General features: G+C 36.4%; 16 protein-coding genes. 7 read left to right on the forward strand and 9 right to left on the reverse strand.

The features are described 5' to 3' along the window. Nucleotides 1-437: 437 nt before the first annotated feature. Complete coding sequence (gene secD, locus AC07UM_RS03220) at nt 438-3,347, reverse strand: protein translocase subunit SecD (RefSeq protein WP_494682508.1); 2,910 nt, start codon at nt 3,345-3,347, stop codon at nt 438-440. A 216-nt stretch (nt 3,348-3,563) separates the two neighbouring features. Here secD and AC07UM_RS03225 point away from each other — a divergent pair, with 216 nt between their 5' ends. Continuing rightward, on the forward strand, nt 3,564-4,931 hold the full coding sequence (locus tag AC07UM_RS03225) for a PQQ-dependent sugar dehydrogenase (RefSeq protein ID WP_494682507.1): 1,368 nt from the start codon (nt 3,564-3,566) through the stop codon (nt 4,929-4,931). A 135-nt stretch (nt 4,932-5,066) separates the two neighbouring features. Here the strand turns inward: AC07UM_RS03225 and hemN are convergent, their stop codons facing one another. The 3 genes from hemN to AC07UM_RS03240 all read right to left on the reverse strand — a co-directional run bounded on the left by hemN (nt 5,067) and on the right by AC07UM_RS03240 (nt 9,182). Further along, nucleotides 5,067-6,425, reverse strand: a complete 1,359-nt coding sequence (gene hemN, locus AC07UM_RS03230; RefSeq protein WP_494682506.1) for an oxygen-independent coproporphyrinogen III oxidase — start codon at nt 6,423-6,425, stop codon at nt 5,067-5,069. A gap of 178 nt (nt 6,426-6,603) precedes the next feature. Continuing rightward, the gene (locus tag AC07UM_RS03235; protein ID WP_494682505.1) at nt 6,604-7,617 is read right to left on the reverse strand and encodes a WD40/YVTN/BNR-like repeat-containing protein; all 1,014 of its coding nucleotides are present in this window, start codon (nt 7,615-7,617) and stop codon (nt 6,604-6,606) included. Between the two features lie 47 nt (nt 7,618-7,664). Then, entirely contained in the window at nt 7,665-9,182 is a 1,518-nt protein-coding gene (locus AC07UM_RS03240; RefSeq protein ID WP_494682504.1) for an amino acid permease, read from the reverse strand. 165 nt (nt 9,183-9,347) lie between these two features. Between AC07UM_RS03240 and pnuC the strand changes: the two genes are divergently transcribed. The 5 genes from pnuC (at nt 9,348) to AC07UM_RS03265 (ending at nt 15,342) form a co-directional block, all read left to right on the forward strand. After that, entirely contained in the window at nt 9,348-10,019 is a 672-nt protein-coding gene (gene pnuC, locus AC07UM_RS03245) for a nicotinamide riboside transporter PnuC (RefSeq protein WP_494682503.1), read from the forward strand. Between the two features lie 4 nt (nt 10,020-10,023). Further along, nucleotides 10,024-10,707 (forward strand): hypothetical protein, encoded by a 684-nt coding sequence (locus AC07UM_RS03250; protein WP_494682502.1) that lies wholly within the window; start codon nt 10,024-10,026, stop codon nt 10,705-10,707. A gap of 89 nt (nt 10,708-10,796) precedes the next feature. Further along, nucleotides 10,797-11,564, forward strand: coding sequence for a diaminopimelate epimerase (gene dapF / locus AC07UM_RS03255; protein WP_124536144.1), 768 nt, complete (start codon nt 10,797-10,799; stop codon nt 11,562-11,564). A gap of 33 nt (nt 11,565-11,597) precedes the next feature. After that, complete coding sequence (gene mltG / locus AC07UM_RS03260; RefSeq protein ID WP_494682501.1) at nt 11,598-12,623, forward strand: endolytic transglycosylase MltG; 1,026 nt, start codon at nt 11,598-11,600, stop codon at nt 12,621-12,623. 133 nt (nt 12,624-12,756) lie between these two features. Further along, complete coding sequence (locus AC07UM_RS03265) at nt 12,757-15,342, forward strand: TonB-dependent receptor domain-containing protein (RefSeq protein WP_494682500.1); 2,586 nt, start codon at nt 12,757-12,759, stop codon at nt 15,340-15,342. 46 nt (nt 15,343-15,388) lie between these two features. Here AC07UM_RS03265 and AC07UM_RS03270 read toward each other — a convergent pair whose 3' ends face one another. The 4 genes from AC07UM_RS03270 to AC07UM_RS03285 all read right to left on the reverse strand — a co-directional run bounded on the left by AC07UM_RS03270 (nt 15,389) and on the right by AC07UM_RS03285 (nt 18,588). Next, nucleotides 15,389-15,841 carry an adenylyltransferase/cytidyltransferase family protein gene (locus AC07UM_RS03270; RefSeq protein ID WP_124536150.1) on the reverse strand — a complete coding sequence of 151 codons (453 nt, stop codon included), beginning with the start codon at nt 15,839-15,841 and terminating at the stop codon, nt 15,389-15,391. Between the two features lie 137 nt (nt 15,842-15,978). Next, nucleotides 15,979-17,001, reverse strand: coding sequence for a UDP-glucose 4-epimerase GalE (gene galE / locus AC07UM_RS03275; RefSeq protein ID WP_494682499.1), 1,023 nt, complete (start codon nt 16,999-17,001; stop codon nt 15,979-15,981). Between the two features lie 6 nt (nt 17,002-17,007). After that, nucleotides 17,008-17,460 (reverse strand): hypothetical protein, encoded by a 453-nt coding sequence (locus AC07UM_RS03280; protein WP_494682498.1) that lies wholly within the window; start codon nt 17,458-17,460, stop codon nt 17,008-17,010. Between the two features lie 3 nt (nt 17,461-17,463). After that, on the reverse strand, nt 17,464-18,588 hold the full coding sequence (locus AC07UM_RS03285) for a DegT/DnrJ/EryC1/StrS family aminotransferase (protein ID WP_494682497.1): 1,125 nt from the start codon (nt 18,586-18,588) through the stop codon (nt 17,464-17,466). A gap of 88 nt (nt 18,589-18,676) precedes the next feature. Here AC07UM_RS03285 and AC07UM_RS03290 point away from each other — a divergent pair, with 88 nt between their 5' ends. After that, nucleotides 18,677-20,278: a S8/S53 family peptidase gene (locus AC07UM_RS03290; RefSeq protein ID WP_494682496.1), complete on the forward strand. Its 1,602-nt coding sequence runs from the start codon at nt 18,677-18,679 to the stop codon at nt 20,276-20,278. Nucleotides 20,279-20,468: 190 nt separating this feature from the next. Here the strand turns inward: AC07UM_RS03290 and AC07UM_RS03295 are convergent, their stop codons facing one another. Beyond that, complete coding sequence (locus tag AC07UM_RS03295; protein WP_494682495.1) at nt 20,469-23,003, reverse strand: phosphoenolpyruvate carboxylase; 2,535 nt, start codon at nt 23,001-23,003, stop codon at nt 20,469-20,471. Nucleotides 23,004-23,061: the final 58 nt, after the last annotated feature.

Raw genomic sequence — 23,061 nt, forward strand, 5'->3', positions numbered from 1 at the left:
GTTTTATGTAAATATAAAATAATTTATTACATAAAACTTTTATTTCCTAACATTTCCTAATCAAAACAAATATTTTATTAAAAACCTACAAAAATCCTTTATTATTCAATAATTACAAACAAATTAATTACTCTATAAAATTAGACTTATTATACATAATTTTACTTTAATGCAATTTTAAAAAAGAATTATTCACAAAAAAAAATATTAAAAATATTATTAAAAATATCAATAAATAATTACACACATAAAACAAATAAAATAATTAGAAATTAAATAAAAATACCCAATCTCCTATGCAAACATGCAAAATAGCTGTGGAGAAATGCATTATTTGCCAATCAAGAGATGTGATCTTCTAAATATAAAGTGGATAAGAAGATAAAAAAAAGACCGTTTCTCTCGAAACGGTCTTTACTAATTTATTGTAGTATGTATTACTTTGAAGCAAGTTCTTCTTTAGCAGAAGTGGTTCTTCCATGTACCTCTTCTTCTTTTCCTGTTTTCAGGAAGTCATAAGCAATTGCAGACGCAATAAAGATGGATGAGTAAGTACCGAATCCAATACCTATTAACATCGCAAACATGAATCCTCTCAAGTTATCACCACCAAAGATGAAAATCGCAAGGATAACCAAAATTGTAGTGAATGAGGTGTTGAATGTTCTACCCAATGTACTTGAAATAGAGTCATCAAATAAACCTGCTAATGTTAAAGATTTTTTCTCTCTCAGGTATTCTCTAATTCTGTCGAAGATAATTACCGTATCGTTGATTGAATACCCCAATACTGTAAGAATTGCAGCAATGAAATCCTGATTGATCTCCATGTTGAACGGCATATATTTGTGAAGTAATGAATACGTTCCTAAAATAATAACCGCATCGTGGAATAAAGCTGCAACCGCTCCAAGAGAGAACTGCCACTTTCTAAATCTGATCAAGATATAAACAAAGATCATTGCTAACGCAGCTAATACCGCATAGATACCGTGAATCTGGATATCATCAGCAACAGAAGGACCTACTTTCTCAGAAGAAACAATACCTGCATGGTCTTTATCAGCAGATTTGAAATCTTTCAATGTTGTTCCTGCCGGTAAATTTCCTTTTAATCCTTCAAATAATTTTTGTTCAATAATCTGGTCAGCTTTTAAAGATTCATCCTCGATAAGATAATCCGTAGAAATCTTCAATTGTTTGCTGTTCCCGAAAGTTTTAGCTTCTACAGAAGAGTTTTTACCATCTTCAGTTTTGAATAAAGCTACTAATTTATCTTCAATATCTTCAGCTTTTACATCCTTATCAAATCTTACCACGTAGTTTCTACCACCAGTAAAGTCGATACCGTATTTGAAACCGTGAGTTGCGATTGAAACAATACAAATAACAGTAAGGATAGCAGAAACGATGTATGCATATTTTCTCTTTCCAATGAAATCGATCCAGGTATTTCTGAATAAGTTCTTCGTAGCCGGAGTCCAAACAGAAAGACCTTTTCCTTTATTTAATCTTGAGAAGATCATCACTCTTGAAAGCAATACTGATGTAAATAATGTCATCAAAATACCGATCATCAACGTCAATGCGAAACCTTTGATAGGTCCTGTTCCGAAGAAGAACAATACAACTGCCGTTAAGAATGTCGTCGTGTGACCGTCAATAATCGCGTTCAATGCATGTTTGAAACCATCTTTGTAAGCTTCAAGAATACTTTTTCCTGCGAATAATTCTTCTTTAGTTCTTTCATAAATGATAACGTTCGTATCTACGGCGACGGCCATCGTAAGAACGATACCTGCGATACCTGGAAGCGTAAGCGTAAAGTCTCCAGAATCCATGATACCGAAAATATAGAATAAGTTGATCACCATTGCAATTACCGCATAAACACCAGCTCCACCGTAGTAGAAAATGATATAAACGATGATAATTCCAAATGCAATCAGGAATGACATTAAACCAGAGTCAATAGCTTCCTGACCTAAAGATGGTCCTACAACTGTAGCCTGAACTACTTTTGCTCCTGCAGGTAATTTACCCGCACCTAAAACGTCTACCAATTCTTTAGCTTCCTCCTGAGAGAAGTTACCAGAAATTTGAGTTCTACCGTTAGGAATAGCGTTTACAACGTTCGGAGCTGTATATACTCTGTTATCAAGAGTTACCGCAACCGGTTTTCCTACGTTTTTCTCTGTTAAAGTTTTCCATTCTTTTGCTCCTTTGGAATCCATCTGCATGTCTACCACTACTCTGCTCAGCTCATCATAGCTGATGTTAGCAGTTTCAACAGCACCGTCTACAGGAGCTTTTTGATTGATGTTACCTCTGATTGCATACAATACTAAGCTTTCGCTGTCTGTAGCCTCAGGTTTGTAACCCCACATAAACTGTGTATATTTAATATTAGAAGGACGTAAAGACTGACCTACTTTGCTATTTAAAATTTTGTTTACAACTGCAGTGTCAGATAACTTTACGTTAGCAACACCATTAGTTCTTAATTTGTCAAGCTGTAAAAGGCTCATGAAGTTCACATTCTTTGCAACTCCCATAGAATCTCCTTTTGCTGCAACCATAGTTGTCAAAGTCTGGAAATAAGGTGCAATTTCAGGAACTTGCTGTACTTCCCAGAACTGAAGTTTTGCGGAAGTCTGAAGCATTTTCTTCACTTTATCGATGTCTTTCATACCAGGCATCTCTACAGAAATTCTAGCGGTACCAGGTACTCTCTGAACGTTCGGCTGGATGGCTCCAAGCTTGTCAATTCTCGTTCTGATTACCTCAAAAGCTGTTCCTACAGATGCATCGATTTTTCTTTTAACAATACTTTTTACCTGGTCATCAGGTGTGTTGTACTTCACCTCAGTAAGGGTTGTTGTTCCGAAAATATCCGGATCCGCCAACTTAAGGTTGGTACCTTTAGCTTTGTTAACAGCATCAAACTGATCGAAGAAATTATCGATGTAAGATCTTGTAGAATTCTTCTGTACTTCATCCGTTTTGTTTAAAGCCTCAATAAGGACAGGATTTGTAGAATAATTGGTTAAATCATTCACAAGATCTCTTTGGTTGATTTCCAAAAGAACGTTGATCCCCCCTTTAAGGTCAAGACCAAGTTTCATTTCCTTGTCTTTGGCTTTAGTGTAATAAAGTTTTGTGAATCCTAGATTCAAAGTATCCTTAGAAAGTTTAGCAATTTCTTTCTGATACTTTTCCGGATTGTCTCCTGCAATAGCAGTTGCCTGCTTTTCAATTTTGCTGGCGTACCATGTTGGTAATAGCTCGTTTAAGCAAATCAACCCTAGTACAATAGCGACAATTGTAATAAGTCCTTTTCCTTGCATTTTGTTATAACTACGTTAAATTAAGTCGGCAAATATAATGATTTTCTTGTATTTTATGAATTTTTAACAACAGAAATGGTTTATTTTCAGATATATTGGTATTCTGATTTCTATTTAAGATTTAACAATTTTTTTCGACTATCCTAATGAAGTCTTCAAATCCGATTGGTATAAAATTTTCATTCATATTTTCAACACACTAAATATCAAAATATTATGAAAAAACTACTTTTTACCCTCAGCATTTTTTCTTCCTTAATCGTTAATTCTCAAAGCATTAATTTGGATGAATTTGTCACAGGATTAACCAGTCCTGTAGAGATCACGAACGCCAATGACAGCCGGCTTTTTGTTGTACAGCAGAATGGTATCATTAAAATTATTCAACCCAACGGGACAATTAACGCAACTAATTTTCTGAATATCGCTTCAAAAATTATTTTTGGTGGTGAAAGAGGTCTTTTGGGGCTGGCATTTCACCCGCAATACTCTGCCAATGGGTATTTTTTTGTGTATTATAACAATCCTTCGGGAAATATTATCGTTGCCAGGTACAGTGTAAGTTCAGCAGATCCAAACGTAGCCGATCCCGCTTCCGAAAAAATCCTGCTGAACATTCCCAAGCCATTCGACAATCACAATGGAGGAAGCATTCATTTTGCCCCTGACGGAAAACTCTGGATCATCACCGGAGACGGAGGAAGTGGCGGAGACCCGAATAATAATGCCCAGAATAAAAATGTACTACTGGGGAAAATGCTAAGAATTGATGTGGATGCTACCGGTCCCTACAACATTCCTCCAGATAACCCTTTTGCGGGAGCCGGCGTGGACGGTGCTGACGAAATATGGGCGTATGGTCTACGAAACGGCTGGAAATTTTCTTTTGACCTTACCACAGGAAATGCTATGATCGCTGACGTGGGACAGGGAGCCATAGAAGAAATCAACAAAATGCCTATTACTACGGCTGGATTAAACTACGGCTGGCGCTGCTATGAAGGGAATAACGCCTACAATACAACAGGATGTGCCGCACAGTCTACAATGACCTTCCCTATTGCCGTATATGATCATTCCGGAGGAAAATGTTCCATCACCGGTGGTTATGTTTATAGAGGAACCCAATATCCATCACTTCAGGGGAAATATTTCTTCGCAGATTACTGTTCTACCCAAATCGGAATTCTGGATACCAATAATGCGATAACATGGACCTCTCCTTCTTCCGGAAATAACTTTTCTACTTTTGGAGAAGACTATCAAAAAGAATTATATGTAGCAGCAGTAACCAGTGGAAAAATTTTTAAAATATCTACAGGTACTTTAAGCACTCAGGAAAATACTTTAGGCAGTATCAAAGTGTACCCGAATCCTGCTTCAAAACAACTTTTCATTGATGGAATTAAAGATAAAAAAGCAACGTTGGAAATCATCAGTGCTGAAGGAAGAGTCGTATTGGAAAAAGATCAGATCAGTAATAGCAAAAGTATTGATATTTCCGGAATCCCTGCCGGAGTTTATTTTATCAATCTAAAATCTGGAAATCTGAAATCCTATAGCCAGAAATTAATTATTAAATAAAGCAACCTACTCGTAGAAGATGCTTCGATTGTGCTCAGCATGACAACAATTTCATTATAAATGTCATTATATGAGTACTTCAACTAAAATTTTAAAGCCAATAAAAAAGCGGTTCAAATCTGAACCGCTTTTGTTTTATATTGTCATCGAGAAAATCCTCGTTTCCGGTTTATTTCTCAACATTCTCAGGTCAAAAACCATAGCAACATTTCTTGTAAAGGCTCTTCCTGCTTCTGTAATTTTAATTTCTTTTCCGTTGATCTCAACCAATCCGTCATTTTCCATCTCTTTCAGCATTTCTAATGCGTTATCAAGCTCCGGGAAAGAATTGTTAACATCGAAGGTGGTTTCAAGCTGACACATAAGGTTCAGGATATGTCTTCTTACAATCAGGTCCTCTTCATTCAAAACGTGTCCTTTCACAACAGGAATTTCACCCTCTTCAACCATTTTCTGATACTCTTCCACCGTTTTTACATTTTGAGCAAACGCATACCAGGAATCTGAAATAGCAGACATCCCAAGTCCCACCATCAGCTGGGTATTGCTGGAAGTATATCCCATAAAGTTTCTGTGAAGCTTTTTATGGATCAGAGATTGATACAGATCATCGTGCTCAAGAGAGAAGTGATCCATTCCTACCTCAATATAGCCCAGATCCTGAAGCAGTTTTTTGCCATCTTCATACAAACGGCGCTTTTCTTCCCCGCTTGGCAGGTCATTTTCATCAAAACCTCTCTGTCCCACTCCTTTCACCCATGGCACATGTGCATAAGAATAGAAAGCCAGCCTGTCGGGTTTCAGCTCCATTGTTTTTCTGATCGTATGCTCCATTGCCTCCCAATTCTGGTGTGGCAATCCGAAAACAAGATCATGACTTATTCCTCTGTACCCAATTTCCTTCGCCCATTCTGTCACGTTTTTCACATTTTCAAAGGGTTGAATTCTATTGATCGCTTTTTGTACTTTAGGATCGTAATCCTGAACGCCAAAGCTTACTCTTCTGAAGCCAAGATCATATAAAGTGTGAAGATGTTCCTTCGTCGTATTGTTCGGGTGACCCTCGAAAGAAAACTCTGGGTGCTCTGCAATGTCTACAGTTGAAAAGATTCCTTCCAATAATGTTCTTAGATTCTCAGGAGAAAAAAACGTAGGTGTACCCCCTCCCAGGTGTAATTCTTTCAGTTTAGGTCTTTCTCTGAAAAGATCAAGATACAGTTTCCATTCTTTCAACACACTTTCCAGGTAAGGTATTTCAACACTATGTTGCTTGGTAATACGCTTATGACAAGCACAAAACGTACACAACGCCTCGCAGAAAGGTAAATGGATATAAATAGAAATCCCCTCCTCAGCATTACTCTCATGAAATGACCTGATTACGCTTTCCTTCCATTTCTCCGGTGAAAATGATGAATCCTCCCAATAAGGAACAGTAGGATAAGAAGTGTAACGTGGTCCGGGAATATTATACTTATCTATTAAAGAGTTCATTTTGAAAATTAAAATTTTATACGGGTATGAAATTTAACATAACAAAAATTTCATCTTACAAAATTAACTATTAGTTATGAATTTTAACCTATGAATTATATTAGGTTCTATTTTATAATGAGTCTAAATACGTATGATCAGGCTTTTGACAAATAGTGATAAATTCTATGACTTATATTTAAAATTTTAATTTCATGACAGCAATCTTGCCATTTCCTGCAAGAACCACACGGTTACTATCTATCCATTGGCAGACAAAGAAGCCTTTTTCATCAGAGATTTTCTTCCAGGTCTTTCCAAAATCTGAGGAATAGCTGATGTGTTTGTCTCCCACTGCAATAATCTCTTTCCCTTTCGTTCCAGGTTTTATTTTCACACAGGTTGTATATCCTGCATTCTCTCCGGAAGCTTGAATCTCCCAGGTTTTACCTCCATCATGGGTGGTGGCCATATTATTGACATTAGCATCCTGTTTGGTATAATCTCCTCCTGCTGCAATCCCGAAATTGTCATCATAAAAATCAATAGAATACATTCCCTGAGAAGATTCTCCCTGTACAAATGGTGTATTGAAAGCTTCAATTTTTTCATCTTTCAGATTCATTCTTAAGATTCTTGACGCTTTTCCTCCTGTTGCAATCCACAGATATTTTTTAGTTGACGTAATATTGGTGTTACTGGCTGCAAAGGCTGCTTCACCCTCATTCAATGATACATTGTTTGTAAACATGCTCCATTTTCCCTCTTTATACACAGCCATTTTCAGCAGATGGTCTTTATCTGCATCGCTAAAAGTGTAAGCAAGCTTATCATTCACAAAGTGCAAAGCATCATAAAAGGCTGTTTTTGCAGTGTCTTTAAAAACAACCTGTGATTTCAGATCTTTTTTATCAATTTTAAAAAAACGGGCAGGACTTTCAATATTGATGGCATAAAAAGAAGTTTTGTCCTGAGCTAATGTTCTGAACTGAAGCTGGTCTTCGGATAGTTTTATCTGCTTTTGATTTTTATAATCTTTGAGATCTACAAAACCGAATTTGGAGTCTGTACCACTGTACCAGACTTTATGATCATACAGTTCCAGTGCTCTGATACTGATTTTCTCAGTAAGAATTGTTTGCAGGCTTTCCACCTGTTGGGAAAATGCTGTAAGTCCTGCGGACAGAAATAAAATGGAAAAAATCTTTTTCATATACTATTTTAAGACAAAAAAAACCGCCGAAGCGGTTTATATTATTATTAATCTTGGTTCTGATATTTTTCAGGATTGTTAAGCTTACTGTTTGATTTTCCATAAAGGAAGTATACCAAACCACCTAAAAACAACCATACAGCAGAAAGTTCCAATGCATGAGCACTTAAGTTAAAAATCAAATAAATATTGATAAATACTCCCAGTGCTACTACTACTTTATACGCTGGAACTTTGAAAGGTCTGATCAAGTTAGGTTCTTTTTTTCTCATCACCCAAACTGCAATACAAACCAGTGTAAATGCAAACAGGGTTCCAAAACTTGTCATATCTGCCAATGTAGAAATCGGTGTAAATGCAGCGATCAAAGCGACTACAATTCCTAACAAAATAATTCCTTTGTAAGGTGTTTTTGTTTTTGGGTGAAGCTGACCAAAGAATTTAGGAATCAATCCGTCTTTCGCCATTCCAATGAAGATTCTTGACTGTCCCATCATCATTACCATTACTACTGAAATTAATCCTACAGTAGCAGCGATGGTTACCACATTACTCGCCCAGTGCTTGCCTGCAATTTCGAAAGCATACGCTACAGGGGCTTTTATCGCATCAGGATATTTTCCTTCCGGATTAAAGTCTGTATAATGCATCATCCCTGTCAATACAAGAGAAACACAGATATATAAAGCTGTACACACCAATAATGAAGCAATAATCGCAAAAGGAACATCTTTTTTAGGATTAATAGCCTCTCCTGCCTGTGTAGAAACAGCATCAAAACCAATATAGGCAAAGAAAATAGCTGCAGCTCCGGAAATAATTCCTTTAACACCATAAGCAGAGACCAGATCTCCTTCAGAGTTTTTAATCTTTACCGGATCCGGAATAAAAGGCTTCCAGTTTTTAACACCATCTACAGCGTTATAAAGATCAGTATTAGAGAAAATAATATATACTCCTGCAATAATTACAAAGATAACAGCTGAAGTTTTCATCAAAACGATCAGATTATTAGCTCCCGCAGCTTCTTTAGTTCCTTTTACCAATAATGCGGTAATCAAAAGAACAAGAATAAAGGCAGGCAGGTTCATAGAAAAACCATCTCCTGTATAACTTGCAGGATCTGACGTCAGATAAGCAGGTAAATGAATATTAAAAATTTTCAAAAATTTGTTGAAATATCCGGACCAACTCACGGAAACAGCCATACTCGCCATCGCATACTCGAGGATGAGACACCATCCCATGGCCCATGCAAAAATTTCCCCTACTGTTCCGTATGCATATGCATAAGCTGAACCTTCTACAGGGATAATGGATGCAAACTCTGCATAGCATAATGCAGCAAAAACGCAGGCAATACCTGCTATGATAAAGGAAATTGCAAGTGCAGGTCCTGCATGATAATAGGCTCCCGTTCCCGTAAGAACAAAGATTCCACCACCGATGATAGCACCCACTCCAATTGCTGTTAAACTCCATTTTCCAAGGACTTTCTTCAGCTCACTTTTCTTCATATCTGCCTCATAGGCACTTAGTGGCTTTTTAACCCAAATTTTCGACATGTTTTTTTATTTATTAAGGATTTACGAAAATATAAAAAATTTAGAGACTCTCACGTTAATCGTTAAAAATTCATCATTTATTTTACATTAAAAACTTTAAAAACCTGACCAGCACCTCATTCAAAGTATTTTAATAAGTCTTAAATTTTCTTTATTTTTGATAACATGAATGTCTATGATCTTTTCGTAAAGCCCTATGAAAACTACGATGCTTTACAGATTATACTGGAAGCTGCGGGGGCAATTTTCGGAACCTTGAGTGTGTATTTTTCGATTAAAAAAAATATCTGGGTATATCCCACCGGAATTATTTCTACACTGATCTATGTTTACATTCTTTTTAATTTCGGGTTATTGGGAGACTGCCTGATCAATGTATATTATTCTGTGATGAGTGTCTACGGATGGATTTTATGGGCAAAAAATTCCGAAGACAATGTTCACGTGGAGGTTACCTGGGCCACTAAAAAGGAATGGATCTATGCCACTCTTCTTTTTATCCTGAGCCTGGCACTGGTTACTCTTATTTATTATTACAAACCTTATATTGATAATCAGTTTTCTATGGAGGGAGCCAGTTTAGGATTGTATCATCTGGACTGGGCCAATTGGATGGATGTTTTTACCACTTCAATATTTTTAGTAGGAATGTGGTTTATGGCCAAACAGCGCATTGAGAACTGGATTTTCTGGATTATTGGAGATCTTATTTGCATCCCTATGATGATTTTTAAGGGACTTGGGATCACTTCGGTTCAATATTTGGTATTTACTATAATGGCTATCTTAGGATACCTTAATTGGAAAAAAAGTTTTAAAGAAAAAAAAGTACAATAAAGTCATGAAAAATTTATTAAAAATAGCATTCAGTATTTTTGCTATTACTAGTTTAACATCTTGTTTAGCATATACCGATGGATACGGAAGCAATAATGGTGGTTATGGATATGGTGATCCCTATTATAACAACGGATATTACTATGCTCCTTCCGGATATTACGGAACTGGCGGGTATTACGGTAATGATGGCTATTATTACAGAAACAACGTTAATTACTACTATGATAACGGTATGCCTTATTATTATGATAATTATAATAACTCCAGAAGAAAAGTCTACGTAGAAAGAAGATCTACTGCTTCTTCAAGACCTCAGAATGGATTCCAGAATACACGTACGACCAATAGCAACGGTTCATACAATAATGGCGGAGGTTTCAATAATAATAGCAACAGAAACAACAATGGCGGATTCAGAAACCAAAACAGCGGTTATCAGAACAACCAGGGAAATCAGAATAGCCAAAACAACGGATTCAGAAACCAGAACAGTGGTGGATTTAGAAATCAAAGCAGCGGTACTCAGAATACTCAGGGAAGCCAAAATAACAGTGGATTCAGAAATTCTGAAAGCAGCACCAGATCAGAATCTTCCGGTGGCGGATTCAGAAACAGCTCAGGCAGCCAAAGCAGTGGCAGCAGTGGTTCAACCAGACAACAGAGCAGCGGAGGCGGCTTTAGATAAAACGATTATAAATAAGGAAACGAACAGCTAACACTGTTCGTTTTTCATTTTAAATATATTAATTTTGCTTCTTCATTTAACAAGAAAATATGGAATTTTATAAATATCAGGGAACAGGGAATGATTTTGTAATGGTAGACAACCGTGATCTGCAATTTACTAAAGATAAGGAGAGTATTGAAAAATTATGTGACAGACGTTTCGGAATAGGAGCTGATGGTCTTATTCTGTTGGAAAATGATCCTGGCTATGATTTCAAAATGGTATACTACAATTCTGACGGAGGAGAAAGTACCATGTGTGGAAACGGCGGGAGATGTCTTGTGGCATTTGCTTTTTTCCTGGACATTTTTGAAGATAAGTGTAAATTCATTGCTACTGACGGGGAACATGAAGCGGAAATCCATAACGGAATCATTAAATTGAAAATGATCAACGTAGATACTGTTTCACATGATGGAAATGACTTTGTTCTGAACACCGGATCTCCCCATTATGTAAAATATGTAGACAACCTGAAGGATTATCCTGTTTATGACGAAGGATATGGCATCAGAAATTCTAAAAATTATAAAGAAAAAGGAATCAATGTCAACTTTGTAGAAAAAATTTCTGATCATGAAATTTTTGTAAGAACCTATGAACGAGGCGTTGAGAACGAAACTTACAGTTGTGGAACAGGAGTTACAGCTTCTGCTTTAACTTTTCTACAAAAACATAATCTAACCTCTGTAAAAGTTAAAACTTTAGGTGGAAATCTTAAAGTATATGCTGAAAAAAGCGGTGATGCATTCCAGAATATTTGGCTGGAAGGTCCTGCAAAGCAAGTTTTTAGAGGTAAAATAGATCTTCTTTAAAAACAAAAAACTTTTAATCAACATTGAATAAGAATGAAAAAAGCTATTCTCATTATCATTCTGCTGGTTTTTGTAGCTGCAGGATTTTTTGGTTTGAGATTTTATAATAAATATTTAGGGAACAACGTAGAAAAGGACGGTTACGTTCTGATTCCTCATAGAGCAGGCTTTAAACAGATCCTCGACTCTATTGCTCCTTATATTAAAGATAGAGAATCTTTTGAAGCTGTGGCTAAAGAGAAAGGTCTTGATGCCAATTTTAAAGCCGGGCGTTATCACATCGAAAGCGGAACAGGAAACAAAAACCTTGTGAATATGATTAAAGCGGGTAATCAAACAGCAAATTCTTACAGAATCGGAGATTTTGGAGATATGTACCAAATGATCGGCAAGGTGACCAAAAAAACAGAAATTGATTCATTACATTTTGTTAATGATCTGGATGCTGTGGCACAGGAGAAAGGCTATAAAAATGTTGAAGATTTAAAAAAATATTTTTTCATTGATACTTATAAATTCTTCTGGACAGTAAGTCCGAGAGAATTCTTCGCAAAGTTTGAGAATCAGTATCATGATTTCTGGACAAGCGAAAGAAAAAATAAGGAACAGCAATCCGGTCTTACAAGAGATCAGATCTATGCTCTGGCTTCTATTGTGTATAAGGAATCCGGAGGAAAGAAAGATGAAATGAAAACAATTGCAGGATTGTATTTAAACCGTTACAGAAAAGGCATGAAACTTCAGTCTGATCCTACGGTGATCTATGCGATCAATAAGCAGACTAATTTTAAAGAATCTATTAAAAGAGTTTTATATAAGCATTTGTCTACACCATCAGCTTATAACACTTACGCTAATGCAGGTATTCCTCCGGGACCGATTTGTGTAGTGGATAAGAATTCAATAGATGCTGTTTTAAATGCGGAAAACAACAATTATATATTTATGTGTGCTGATCCGGCAAGGTTTGGGTACCATAAGTTTACAGCAAGCGCTGAAGAGCATGCTGTGAATGCAAAGGCCTATCAAAACTGGCTGAACTCAAAAAATATAAAATAAGCTTAGAAAGCACCTAAAAATTTATACAGTTAGAAAAACAATAAACAACCATAATGTTTTAAATATCAAATTGATATGGATATGAAAAACATTAAGGGTTATTATTTCACGATTTTATACAAAAAAATAACCTATGAAGAATAAGACAGAAATTGTCAATATTTTCACCAAAAAAACTTTAGGACTAACCCTGGTACTTTCAGCGGCAGCACTGGCATTTGCACAGGATAAGGCAGGCGTTTCGGGGACTATTGTCAACAAAAAAAACCAGCCGGTTCCTTATGCCTCTGTGACGTTCAGCAATAAAGCGACCAAGTCATTAAGCGATGCCGTACTGACAGATGAAAAGGGACAGTATAAGCTTCAGCTTATGCCGGGAGATTATGACATTACAGTAGAGGCTATTGATTACAAAAAAAGTGTAATCAGCAAAAACATTACAGCAGCAGGCAATATCGGAGCATTGTCCATTGAGCCTGAAGCAACCTCAACCATTGACGGGAAAACAAAAGAAATTCAGGGTGTTGTTATCACCGCCTCCGCAACCAAAGCTTATAAAGTAGAACTTGATAAAAAAACCTATGATCCTTCACAAGATATTGTGAGCAAAGGAGGAAATCTTCAGGATGTTTTGACCAACGTTCCTTCAGTCTCTGTAGATACGGATGGAACGGTTTCTATGAGAGGGAATTCCAATGTAAAATTTTTGATCAACGGAAAGCCATCTTCCCTTCTTGGAATAGATGATGGAGCTAATGCACTGCAAAGTATCCCCGCTGATCAGATTGAAAGAATTGAGGTAATTACCAACCCTTCTTCCAAATTTGAAGCAAGCGGAACTGCCGGTATCCTGAATATCATTCTTAAAAAAGATAAGAAAATGGGATTCAATGGTACTGTAACCGGAACTTTGGGTTATCTTCCAAGAACCAATCTTAATGCCAACCTTAACTGGAGAAAAGGCAACTGGACATGGTTCCTGAATGGTGGTGGCGGCTATCAGAAAAACGAAAGCACCATGAAGAATACAACGACAAGAAAGGATGATGTCAACAGCCTGGCTTCTGATGCATTCCCTTTTACACAGTATTCTCAACAAAATGGTAAAACAACAAGAGAAAGTGACACTTACAACGTTACAGCAGGTTTTACTCATGATTTCAGTGATAAAACTTCTATCAACTTCTCAGGAATGATCAGAAGCTTTGATACCGATCAAACAGGGCTTAATGCTTATAACGAAAGATTATATTCTACCCCTACCTCTGGTGTAAGTAATGTTTTAAGAGAAAGAAACAGCTACGGAAACAATAAAAACCTGGCCACTCAGTTTGACTTTGGACTTGATCAGAAAATTGGAGATAACGGACAGTTATTATCTGCATCTGCAAGTTACCAGACGAATAAAACAGACGGAACGAATAAAATTGTCCAGAGAACATTTATTCAAAATATTTTACAGCCTAACGGCAACGTTACTAATAATGTAAGCACAGATTCTAAAACTGATACATTCATCGGAAAAATAGATTATGAACTTCCAATAGGTGAAAAATCTAAATTAGAAGCTGGAGCACGTTATGATTATAACAGAAATACTTATAATTATTTTGTAGATCAAAGTAATAATGAACAGCCTGCATATACAAGGTATGATTTTACAAGTAATACAGTATATTCTGAAAAGATTTTGGGAGTTTATGCCCAGTTTAAAAGTAAAATAGGAGAAAAATTTGCTTATCAGTTAGGATTAAGAAGTGAAACTTCAAAAATTGATGTCAACTTCCAGAATTTTGATGTAAACGGAAATCCGGCCAATACTCCGGAAGTCAATAAGAACTACACCAAGTTTTTCCCTTCTGTATTTTTAAGCTATGATCTGGCGAAGAACAATCAGATTTTGTTAAATTATTCAAGAAGAATCAATCGTCCGAGAGCTTTTTCTTTGATTCCTTTCATGTCTTTTGATGATGACAGAAACTATTTCAGAGGAAATCCTAACCTTAATCCAACGTATGAAAACTCGTTTGAGCTTGGATATAACCTTTCGAATAAAAAAATCACCTTCAACCCGACTTTATATTTCAGAAAGTCTGAAGATGAGCAAAACAGATATCAGTATATAGATCAGACAGGAGCTGTAAATACAATTCCTTTTAACGTAGGAACAGAAACCAACTACGGTTTGGATCTTAACGGAACTTATGACCCATTCAACTGGTGGAAAATCATGCTTTCTGCTGATCTTTACGGGTATAAAAATACAGGGAGCTACAACTTATTCCCTGATAATCCGAAAACCTTCAATGATTTTTCTGGTTCAGGTTTCTCTTACAGAATTCGTTTTAACAATACCTTCAAGCCTACCAAGAACTTAAGCTTTCAAATCCAGAGCTTCTATAGAGCTGCTGAGAAAACTTCTATGAACAACCGTAAAGCGATGTATGGTATAGATTTAGGGGTAAGCCAGACAATCTGGAAAGGAAACGGAATTATCGGATTCAATATCCGAGATATCTTTAATACAAGAAAGATGAAAAATTTCTCTGATAATGCACAGTTTACCAGAGAAATGGAGATGCAGTGGCAGCCTAGACAATTTGCTTTGTCTTTCACCTACAAATTCAAACAGGGTGAAAAGGTTGATGCTAAACCAAAAGTCAAAAAAGATATTAACTCCAATACAAAAGGAGACGAAGAACAAGGCGGCCCAATGTAATACAACAAAAATCCCGAAAAATTACTTTTCGGGATTTTTTATTATTTTATTTTACAGTTTCTATTCTGGCATCTTTTTCTTTTTCTGCCTCATAAATTCTTCTTCTTAAGTCGCTGGTAGAAAATCTGTGATCTCTTTTATTGTAAAAGATTTCAATTCCTTTTTCTTCGCAGTACTGTTTCCCTGTAAAATCTCTGTCCATGTAATCGTCTCCGATGATTCTTACATCAATTACAAAAGATTTCAGGATATCCAACAAGTCTTCTTCCGTATAATAAGGAATAATTTCGTCTACAGCATTCACCGCTTTCAGTTGAATATATCGTTCAACGATAGTCTGGCTTGGCTTATTTTTGTTGGGACGATCGTGGGATGGATCGATTTGAAGTCCTACGATTAAATAGTCACATACCGTTTTAGCTTCTTCAAGCATTTTGATGTGCCCGGCATGCAATAAGTCAAATGAGGAAAATGTAATACCTATTCTTTGTGTCTTCATATTAATGTTAAATTAAAGCTTCGCTGAAATCAATATTCTAAATAGAAAATTCAGCGAAGGTGTTTTTATAATTTGTTTTTATGATCGTTTTTAAATTATTCTTTCATATGACACAGAATATTTCTCAATATCCAGGTCTATGAATTTCTGGTGTTTAGATATTTTTGCCATTCCCAAACCGTCCTTAGGGATTCTTCCAAAGACGTTTCAGACTTCCAGTTCAGCTCTTTCTGAGCTTTCTCAGGATTGGCATAAGCAACAGTAATGTCCCCTTCTCTTCTCTCACAGATTTGATAAGGCACTTCTACATGATTCGCTTTTTCAAATGCTTTTACCACCTCCAACACGGATGAACCTTTTCCTGTTCCCAAGTTGTAAGTATCAATCACAGCATCTGCTGCCGGGTCTTCCATCAACTTCTTCAATGCTGCAACATGTGCTTTGGCAAGGTCAACAACATAAATATAATCACGTACAGGTGTTCCGTCCTCTGTAGCATAATCATCACCCCAAATATTCAGTTTCTCGCGCATTCCTGCAGCCGTCTGCATCACATAAGGGACTAAATTATTCGGAACTCCTATCGGCAGTTCTCCAAGTTTAGCAGAAGGATGCGCTCCAATAGGGTTAAAATATCTTAATAACGATATTTTACGGTGATAGGCTTTTGCAAAATCGATAATAATCTGCTCTCCCATCTGTTTTGTTTTCCCATACACGCTTTCGGGCACTTTTAGCGGAGTATTTTCATCAATCGGCATCACCTCAGCCTGTCCATATACGGTACAAGATGAGCTGAAAATAAAATTGGAGATTCCTCTTTCTTTAAATTCCTGAAGAATATTAATCAATGAAAACAAATTGTTCTCATAATAATCTACAGGCTTTACCTGACTCTCTCCTACCGCCTTAGAAGCCGCAAAATTGATACATCCATCAATCTGGTAGGCATCAAAAACCTGAGTAAGAAGTTCTTTTCTTCTCAAGTCAAAAGGATAAAAAGCAGGTTTTGTTCCTGTAATTTCCTCTATATTATTTAAAATAAATCTCTCCGAATTGGACAAATCATCTACAATAACCACTTCAAAGCCGCTATTGATAAGTTCTACTACAGTGTGAGAGCCAATATATCCAAGTCCCCCGGTAACAAGTATTGCCATTTATTTTTAATCTTTGTGTTTTCCTATACTTTCTATTTCGTCTCCTGTTGGATTATGTTTAAAATAATTTATTAATACAACTGGGCCAACAACAAATATTATATTTAAAAATACATAAGAAAGTAAATATTTATTAGTAGGATTTTCTATTTTCTGATATTTACCATTAAAAATTACTGCATGAAAAACAAGCATTAAGAATAGAGAAATATTCAAATAAAAAAACATCTTTCTTGATTCTCTAAAAATACAAATAAATGTAGCAGTTAATAATGGAAGTATTAAAAAGTATAATACATAAATAAGTATTTTAAATGTATTATACTCTTCTTTTAATCCATAGCCTCTTAAAAAGATATTAAACATGTTATATGCAAAAAATATCATCCAGCAAAGGATAAAAATAATTGCAAAAAAATATGCGAACTTATGCTTCAATATTCTTTCTTCGTGGAGCATAATTTATTTCATAAACTCAAGCACTGCATCCGTAATATACTTCAGCTGCTCTTCGTCCAGTTCGGTATGCATAGGTAAAGAAATTACCTGATCCAGAAGCTTGTCTGTATTCACAAAATCAGCATCATTACTTTCCTGATAGTATGCTTTCTGCTTTCTTAATGCTACCGGATAGTAGATCATCGCAGGAATTTCTTTTTCTGTCAGGAACTTTTGAAGTTCGTTACGTTTTCCGTTCAAAATCCTTAAAGTATACTGGTGGAATACGTGAGTAGAATTTTCAGCTCTTTTTGGAGTCAGAATATTTGGATTTCCTTCAAAAGCTTCATCATAGAAATCTGCAGCTTTTCTTCTTGCTTCATTATAAGAATCAAGGTGTGGAAGTTTCTTTCTTAAAACGGCCGCCTGAATACTGTCTAAACGAGAGTTCACCCCTACTTCTTCATGGTAATATCTTTCGTACATACCGTGGTTTACAATACCTCTTAAACGGTGAGCCAGTTCGTCATTGTTCGTGAAAATAGCACCACCATCTCCGTAGCATCCCAGATTTTTTGAAGGAAAGAAAGAGGTTGTTCCTACCGTAGACATTGTTCCTGCTTGTTTTACACTTCCATCAGAGAATGTGTATTCTGAACCAATTGCCTGAGCATTATCTTCGATAACGTATAGGTTGTGCTCCTCAGCAATTTTTAAAATCTCTTCCATATTGGCACACTGTCCAAAAATATGTACCGGAATAATCGCTTTTGTTCTTGGTGTAATTGCTTTTTTAATCTGTTCTGTAGAAATTGTGAATGTATCATAATCCACATCTACCAATACTGATTTTAATTTAAGCAGGTGAATTACTTCTACTGTTGCAGCAAAGGTAAAATCAGCTGTAATAATTTCGTCTCCTTCTTTCAGATCTAAAGCCATTAGAGCAATCTGTAAGGCATCTGTACCATTGGCACATGGAATCACATGTTTTACTTCTAAATAAGATTCCAATTCATTCTGGAAAGACTTTACTTCAGGACCGTTAATAAATGCTGCAGAATCCATTACATTCAAAACTGCATTGTCTACATCGTTCTTTATTTTATAATACTGACTTTGCAAGTCAACCATCTGAATTTTTTTCATATAATAAATATTTGTGTAAAAATAAGGAATTTAAAATCCTATCAAAAATTTTATTGATTTTGTTTTTATCTTTATACAAAATAATCTTATGAAAAAACTTTTACTCTTTTGTTTCCTAACTGGTTACCTCAACGTATCTGCACAGACGGAACTTGTTTTTGTTTATTTCACAGACAAGCCTAACAAAGCTGCGTTTTATGCTAATCCTCTTTCGGAACTCAGTCAGAAATCGCTCAACAGACGTACTGCATTGGGTGTTTCGCTTAATGATCAGGATGCTCCTATTGAACAATCTTACCTTCAGAACCTTCAAAATTTAGGGTTTACGGTTACAGATTATTCCAAATGGCTCAACGGGGCGGCGGTAAATGCTACACCGGCACAAAAAACTTTACTTCAGTCCCAATCTTTTGTTTCATCTGTTGAAAGCTTTGCCAGAAACAGTTCTACCATAATAAAAACGGCACCGGTAAAATGGAAAGATGATGTTATTCTCAATAAAACGCTGACCAATTTTAACTATGGTTCCGGTGCAGGACAAATAGACCAGGTCAATATACGGCCTCTTCATCTGGCAGGCTATACCGGAACGGGAATTTCTATAGCAGTAATTGATGCAGGATTTCCGACAGTGAATACAGGAACGGCTTTTTCAAGGCTATGGACAGGCAATCATATAAAAGCGTCCTATGATTTTGTAACCAAAACCGGAGATATTTATAATACAGCTCTCAGTCCACATGGTTCTGTTGTTTTAGGGGCTATCGGCGGCTACCTGGATAATATTTTTGTAGGAGCAGCTCCTGATGCTGATTTCTATCTTTACCGTAGTGAAAATGCTGCCGTAGAGATTCCGGAAGAAGAATTATATTGGATTGAGGCGGCTGAAGAAGCAGACAGAAAAGGGGTGGAAATCATTACCTCATCACTGGGATATAATGTTTTTGATGATACCCGTTACAATTATACATATGCAGATATGAATGGAAGTACCTCCTTCATTGCCCGCGGAGCAGAAATCGCTGCTGAAAAAGGAATTTTTGTACTTGCGGCTGCCGGAAATTCAGGACAGCAGCCATGGCATTATCTTATGACCCCATCCGATAATGCCAAAGTATTTTCTATCGGATCGGTAGATTCTGCCGGAAATGCATCGGGATTTTCTTCTTTCGGACCTAACTCTCTCGGAGTGGTGAAACCTGATGGAAGTGCTCAGGGTACCGGTACCACAACAGTTTATGATAATGCGACTGTTATTGTCAACGGAACTTCTATTGCTACCCCCATTGCTGCAGGAGGTGTGGCGTGTCTTATCCAGGCATTTCCAACGATGAACAGGGAGCAAATAAGGACAAGATTAAGACAAACAGCTTCCCTGTATCCTGCTCATTCAGATCAGATAGGATATGGTATTCTTAATTTCGGAAGTTTGTACAACATCGTTCTGAATACTTCTGAACTTGTAAAAAAGGAAAAATTATCCATATTCCCCAATCCGGTTAAAAACATTCTAAATATCGCTTCAGAACAAGACATCATGTCTTTGGAAATCTATGATAACCTGGGAAGATTAATCAGAAAAAGTAACAACCAGAAATCTATAAAAGTAGAGGATTTTGCAAAAGGAACGTATTACCTGAAAATTCAGACAAAGGATAAGGTTTTGTATGAAAAATTCTTAAAGGAATAAAAAATTTTGTTTCTCGCAGATTATACAGATTCAGCAGATTCAATTCTATATAACATAACATTTGCGCGATCTGCTTAATCTGCGAGAAATATTATCGTTCTAATAATTATGAGCTATAGCTGCTGAATAGTTTATAATAAAAAACGGGCTAAAGCCCGTTTCTATTGATATTCCTGTTTTTTTAAATAATTTAAGCCGAGTTTCTGCTCGCATTAATATTCCCGAATAAAGAACGCGTCACCAGCTTCCCATAAGCTTCCAAATCGCCTTCTCCTTTCTGAATCTTCATCAAGGCATACTGCTGGATACTCAACAATGGAAGTACAATCTTTTCACGGATCTTCACTGATTTTCTGGATAATGGATCTTCTTCCTGAAGCATCTTAAATCCAGTCAGCTCCAGCATAATATCTCTTGAAAGCTCGTATTCATCGAAAAGAACATTCCAGAAAGCACCGAACTTAGGATTGCTTTTAATATAATACGTCAAAGGAAAATAGGACTTGTTCATACTCATCATTGAGTTCAAAACTAAAGTTTTAAAGAAATCCGAACCTTTGTACAGTTCTCTTACTTCTTCAAATCTCCCTTGTTCTTTCATCTTCTGCATCGCATATCCAAAGCCGAAGAATCCGGGAACATTCTGCTTTAATTGTGACCAGGACCCCACAAATGGTATAGCCCTCAAGTCTTCAAATTTCAACTCACTTCCATTTCCTCTTTTTGAAGGACGGCTTCCAATATTGGTTTTCCCGTAATATTCCAATGTACTCATCTCCTGAAGATAGGGAACAAACATAGGATGGGCTTTCAAGTCAGAATATTTCTGGTAACTGATATCCGCTAATTCTATAATTAAAGCTCTCTCCTTTTCTGTAAGGTCTTTCTTTGCATTTTTGAATACATCATTTTCCACCCCAGCGGTCAGCAACTGCTCAAAATTGTATTTTGCCTGTTCTTTATTTCCGAAAATACTGGTAATTGTCTGTCCCTGGATGGTCAGTTCAATTTTATTATTGGCAATCGTTTTCCCTTGGGAAGCATAAAAGTCGTGGGTTTTTCCTCCTCCTCTGGCTGGTGGACCTCCTCTACCATCGAAGAATACAACTTTAATATTATTCTGTTCGGAAAGCTTTGTCAGCAGCTCTTTTGCTTTATAGATCTCCCAATTAGCTTTTAAATATCCACCATCCTTTGTTCCATCTGAGAACCCAAGCATAATGGTCTGCTGATTTCCTCTTTTTTCAAGATGCTTTTTATAGACTGGATTCTGATACAGTTCATTCATCACATGTTCAGCATTGGCAAGACCTTCCATCGTTTCAAAAAGCGGAACAATATCCATATTGATCTCTTCGTCTTTATACCCGCAAACCTTAAAGAATGCATAGACGTTCATCACATCTTTCACCGCATCAGAATTGGAAATAATATAGCGGTTCATTCCTCTCAACCCGTTTAGGTTCTGAATTTCCGAAACCTGTGAAACTGTTGATAAGGTATCTTTTACAATATCTTCAAAACCTTCTGTATTTATTTTCTCAGAAACCTGAATCAGCTGATTGAATTTCTGTTCATCATCTGCCTCTTCATTTCCATATACTTTTGCATAAACTTCATCAATGACTTTCTGATGAATCCTGCTGTCCTGACGAATATCCAACGTTGCAAAGTGAGTTCCAAAGATCATCACACGATCTCTGAAATTAGCCAAAAGATCCAGAAACAAAGAGTTGTGTTCATTCACCAATATTTTTTCTGCTTCATCAGCTTTCTTTAAAATATCTTCTGCTGTAATATTTTTTCCATCAAAAATGGCAGCATACAGCTCTTCACTTAATTGGGTTAAAACTTCAGAAACTCCTCTGAAACTCAATCTTCTTCTGATGAATTTCAAATGGCTGTAATACGACTTCAGAATGGCTGAACGAAGTTCTTCTGCTACTCTTTTTGTCACATCGGCAGTTACAAAAGGATTTCCATCCCGATCTCCTCCAGGCCAGAAACCAAGCTGGATAATATCTTCATGAAGGTGGAAATGTCCGTTGCCAAACGTCTTTTTGATCTTTGTAAACAGCTCCCCAATGGTATCATAATACACATATCTCAGGTATGAAATAATACTCAGGGCTTCATCTATAGGAGTGGGTTTTTCTTTATTAACAAAAGGTGTTTTCCCCAGCTGCTGCAGAAGCATATCAATCTGAGTGACAGAATCACTGGTAATAGCTCCTCTCAAATCCTGAATAATTCTTTGTACTGAACTTGGGTAAAACTGAGTGGGGTGTGCCGTAAATACAACCTTTATACTAAAATCCTTCAATTTTTCACGTACTTTTTCAATTTTATGATCCTGAAAAGAACGTTCAAAAAGATTGGTCACCGTACCGCTGTCGCTTTCAGAATGAAGGTTGGGAAATGCAGCATCTTCAATACTGTCAAACAAAACCACCTGTCTTTCTATATACTGAATGATTTTGAAAAGCAGTTCAAGCTTTTGCTCTTCATTCTGAAGATCAGTATGGTTTTTAAAAAATTCTTCGACGATATCTTCAGGGGTTTTTCCTGCTTCATAGCCGGTTCTGCTTTCTTCATAAAGAAATGGAAGCAGCATCCCGATATTCGTCATTTTATCATAAGGCAGGCTCATAAATAATGAATTGTAGATCTGGAACTTATTTTCCACAATCTGCCTGAATTTTTCTGCGCGTTGGTCGTGTATCATAGTAACAAATGTAAGTGATTTTGAAATTAATTAGATTGACAAATGACAAAAAATATAG

Source organism: Chryseobacterium sp. GW821-FHT04C04 (genome assembly GCF_059420365.1).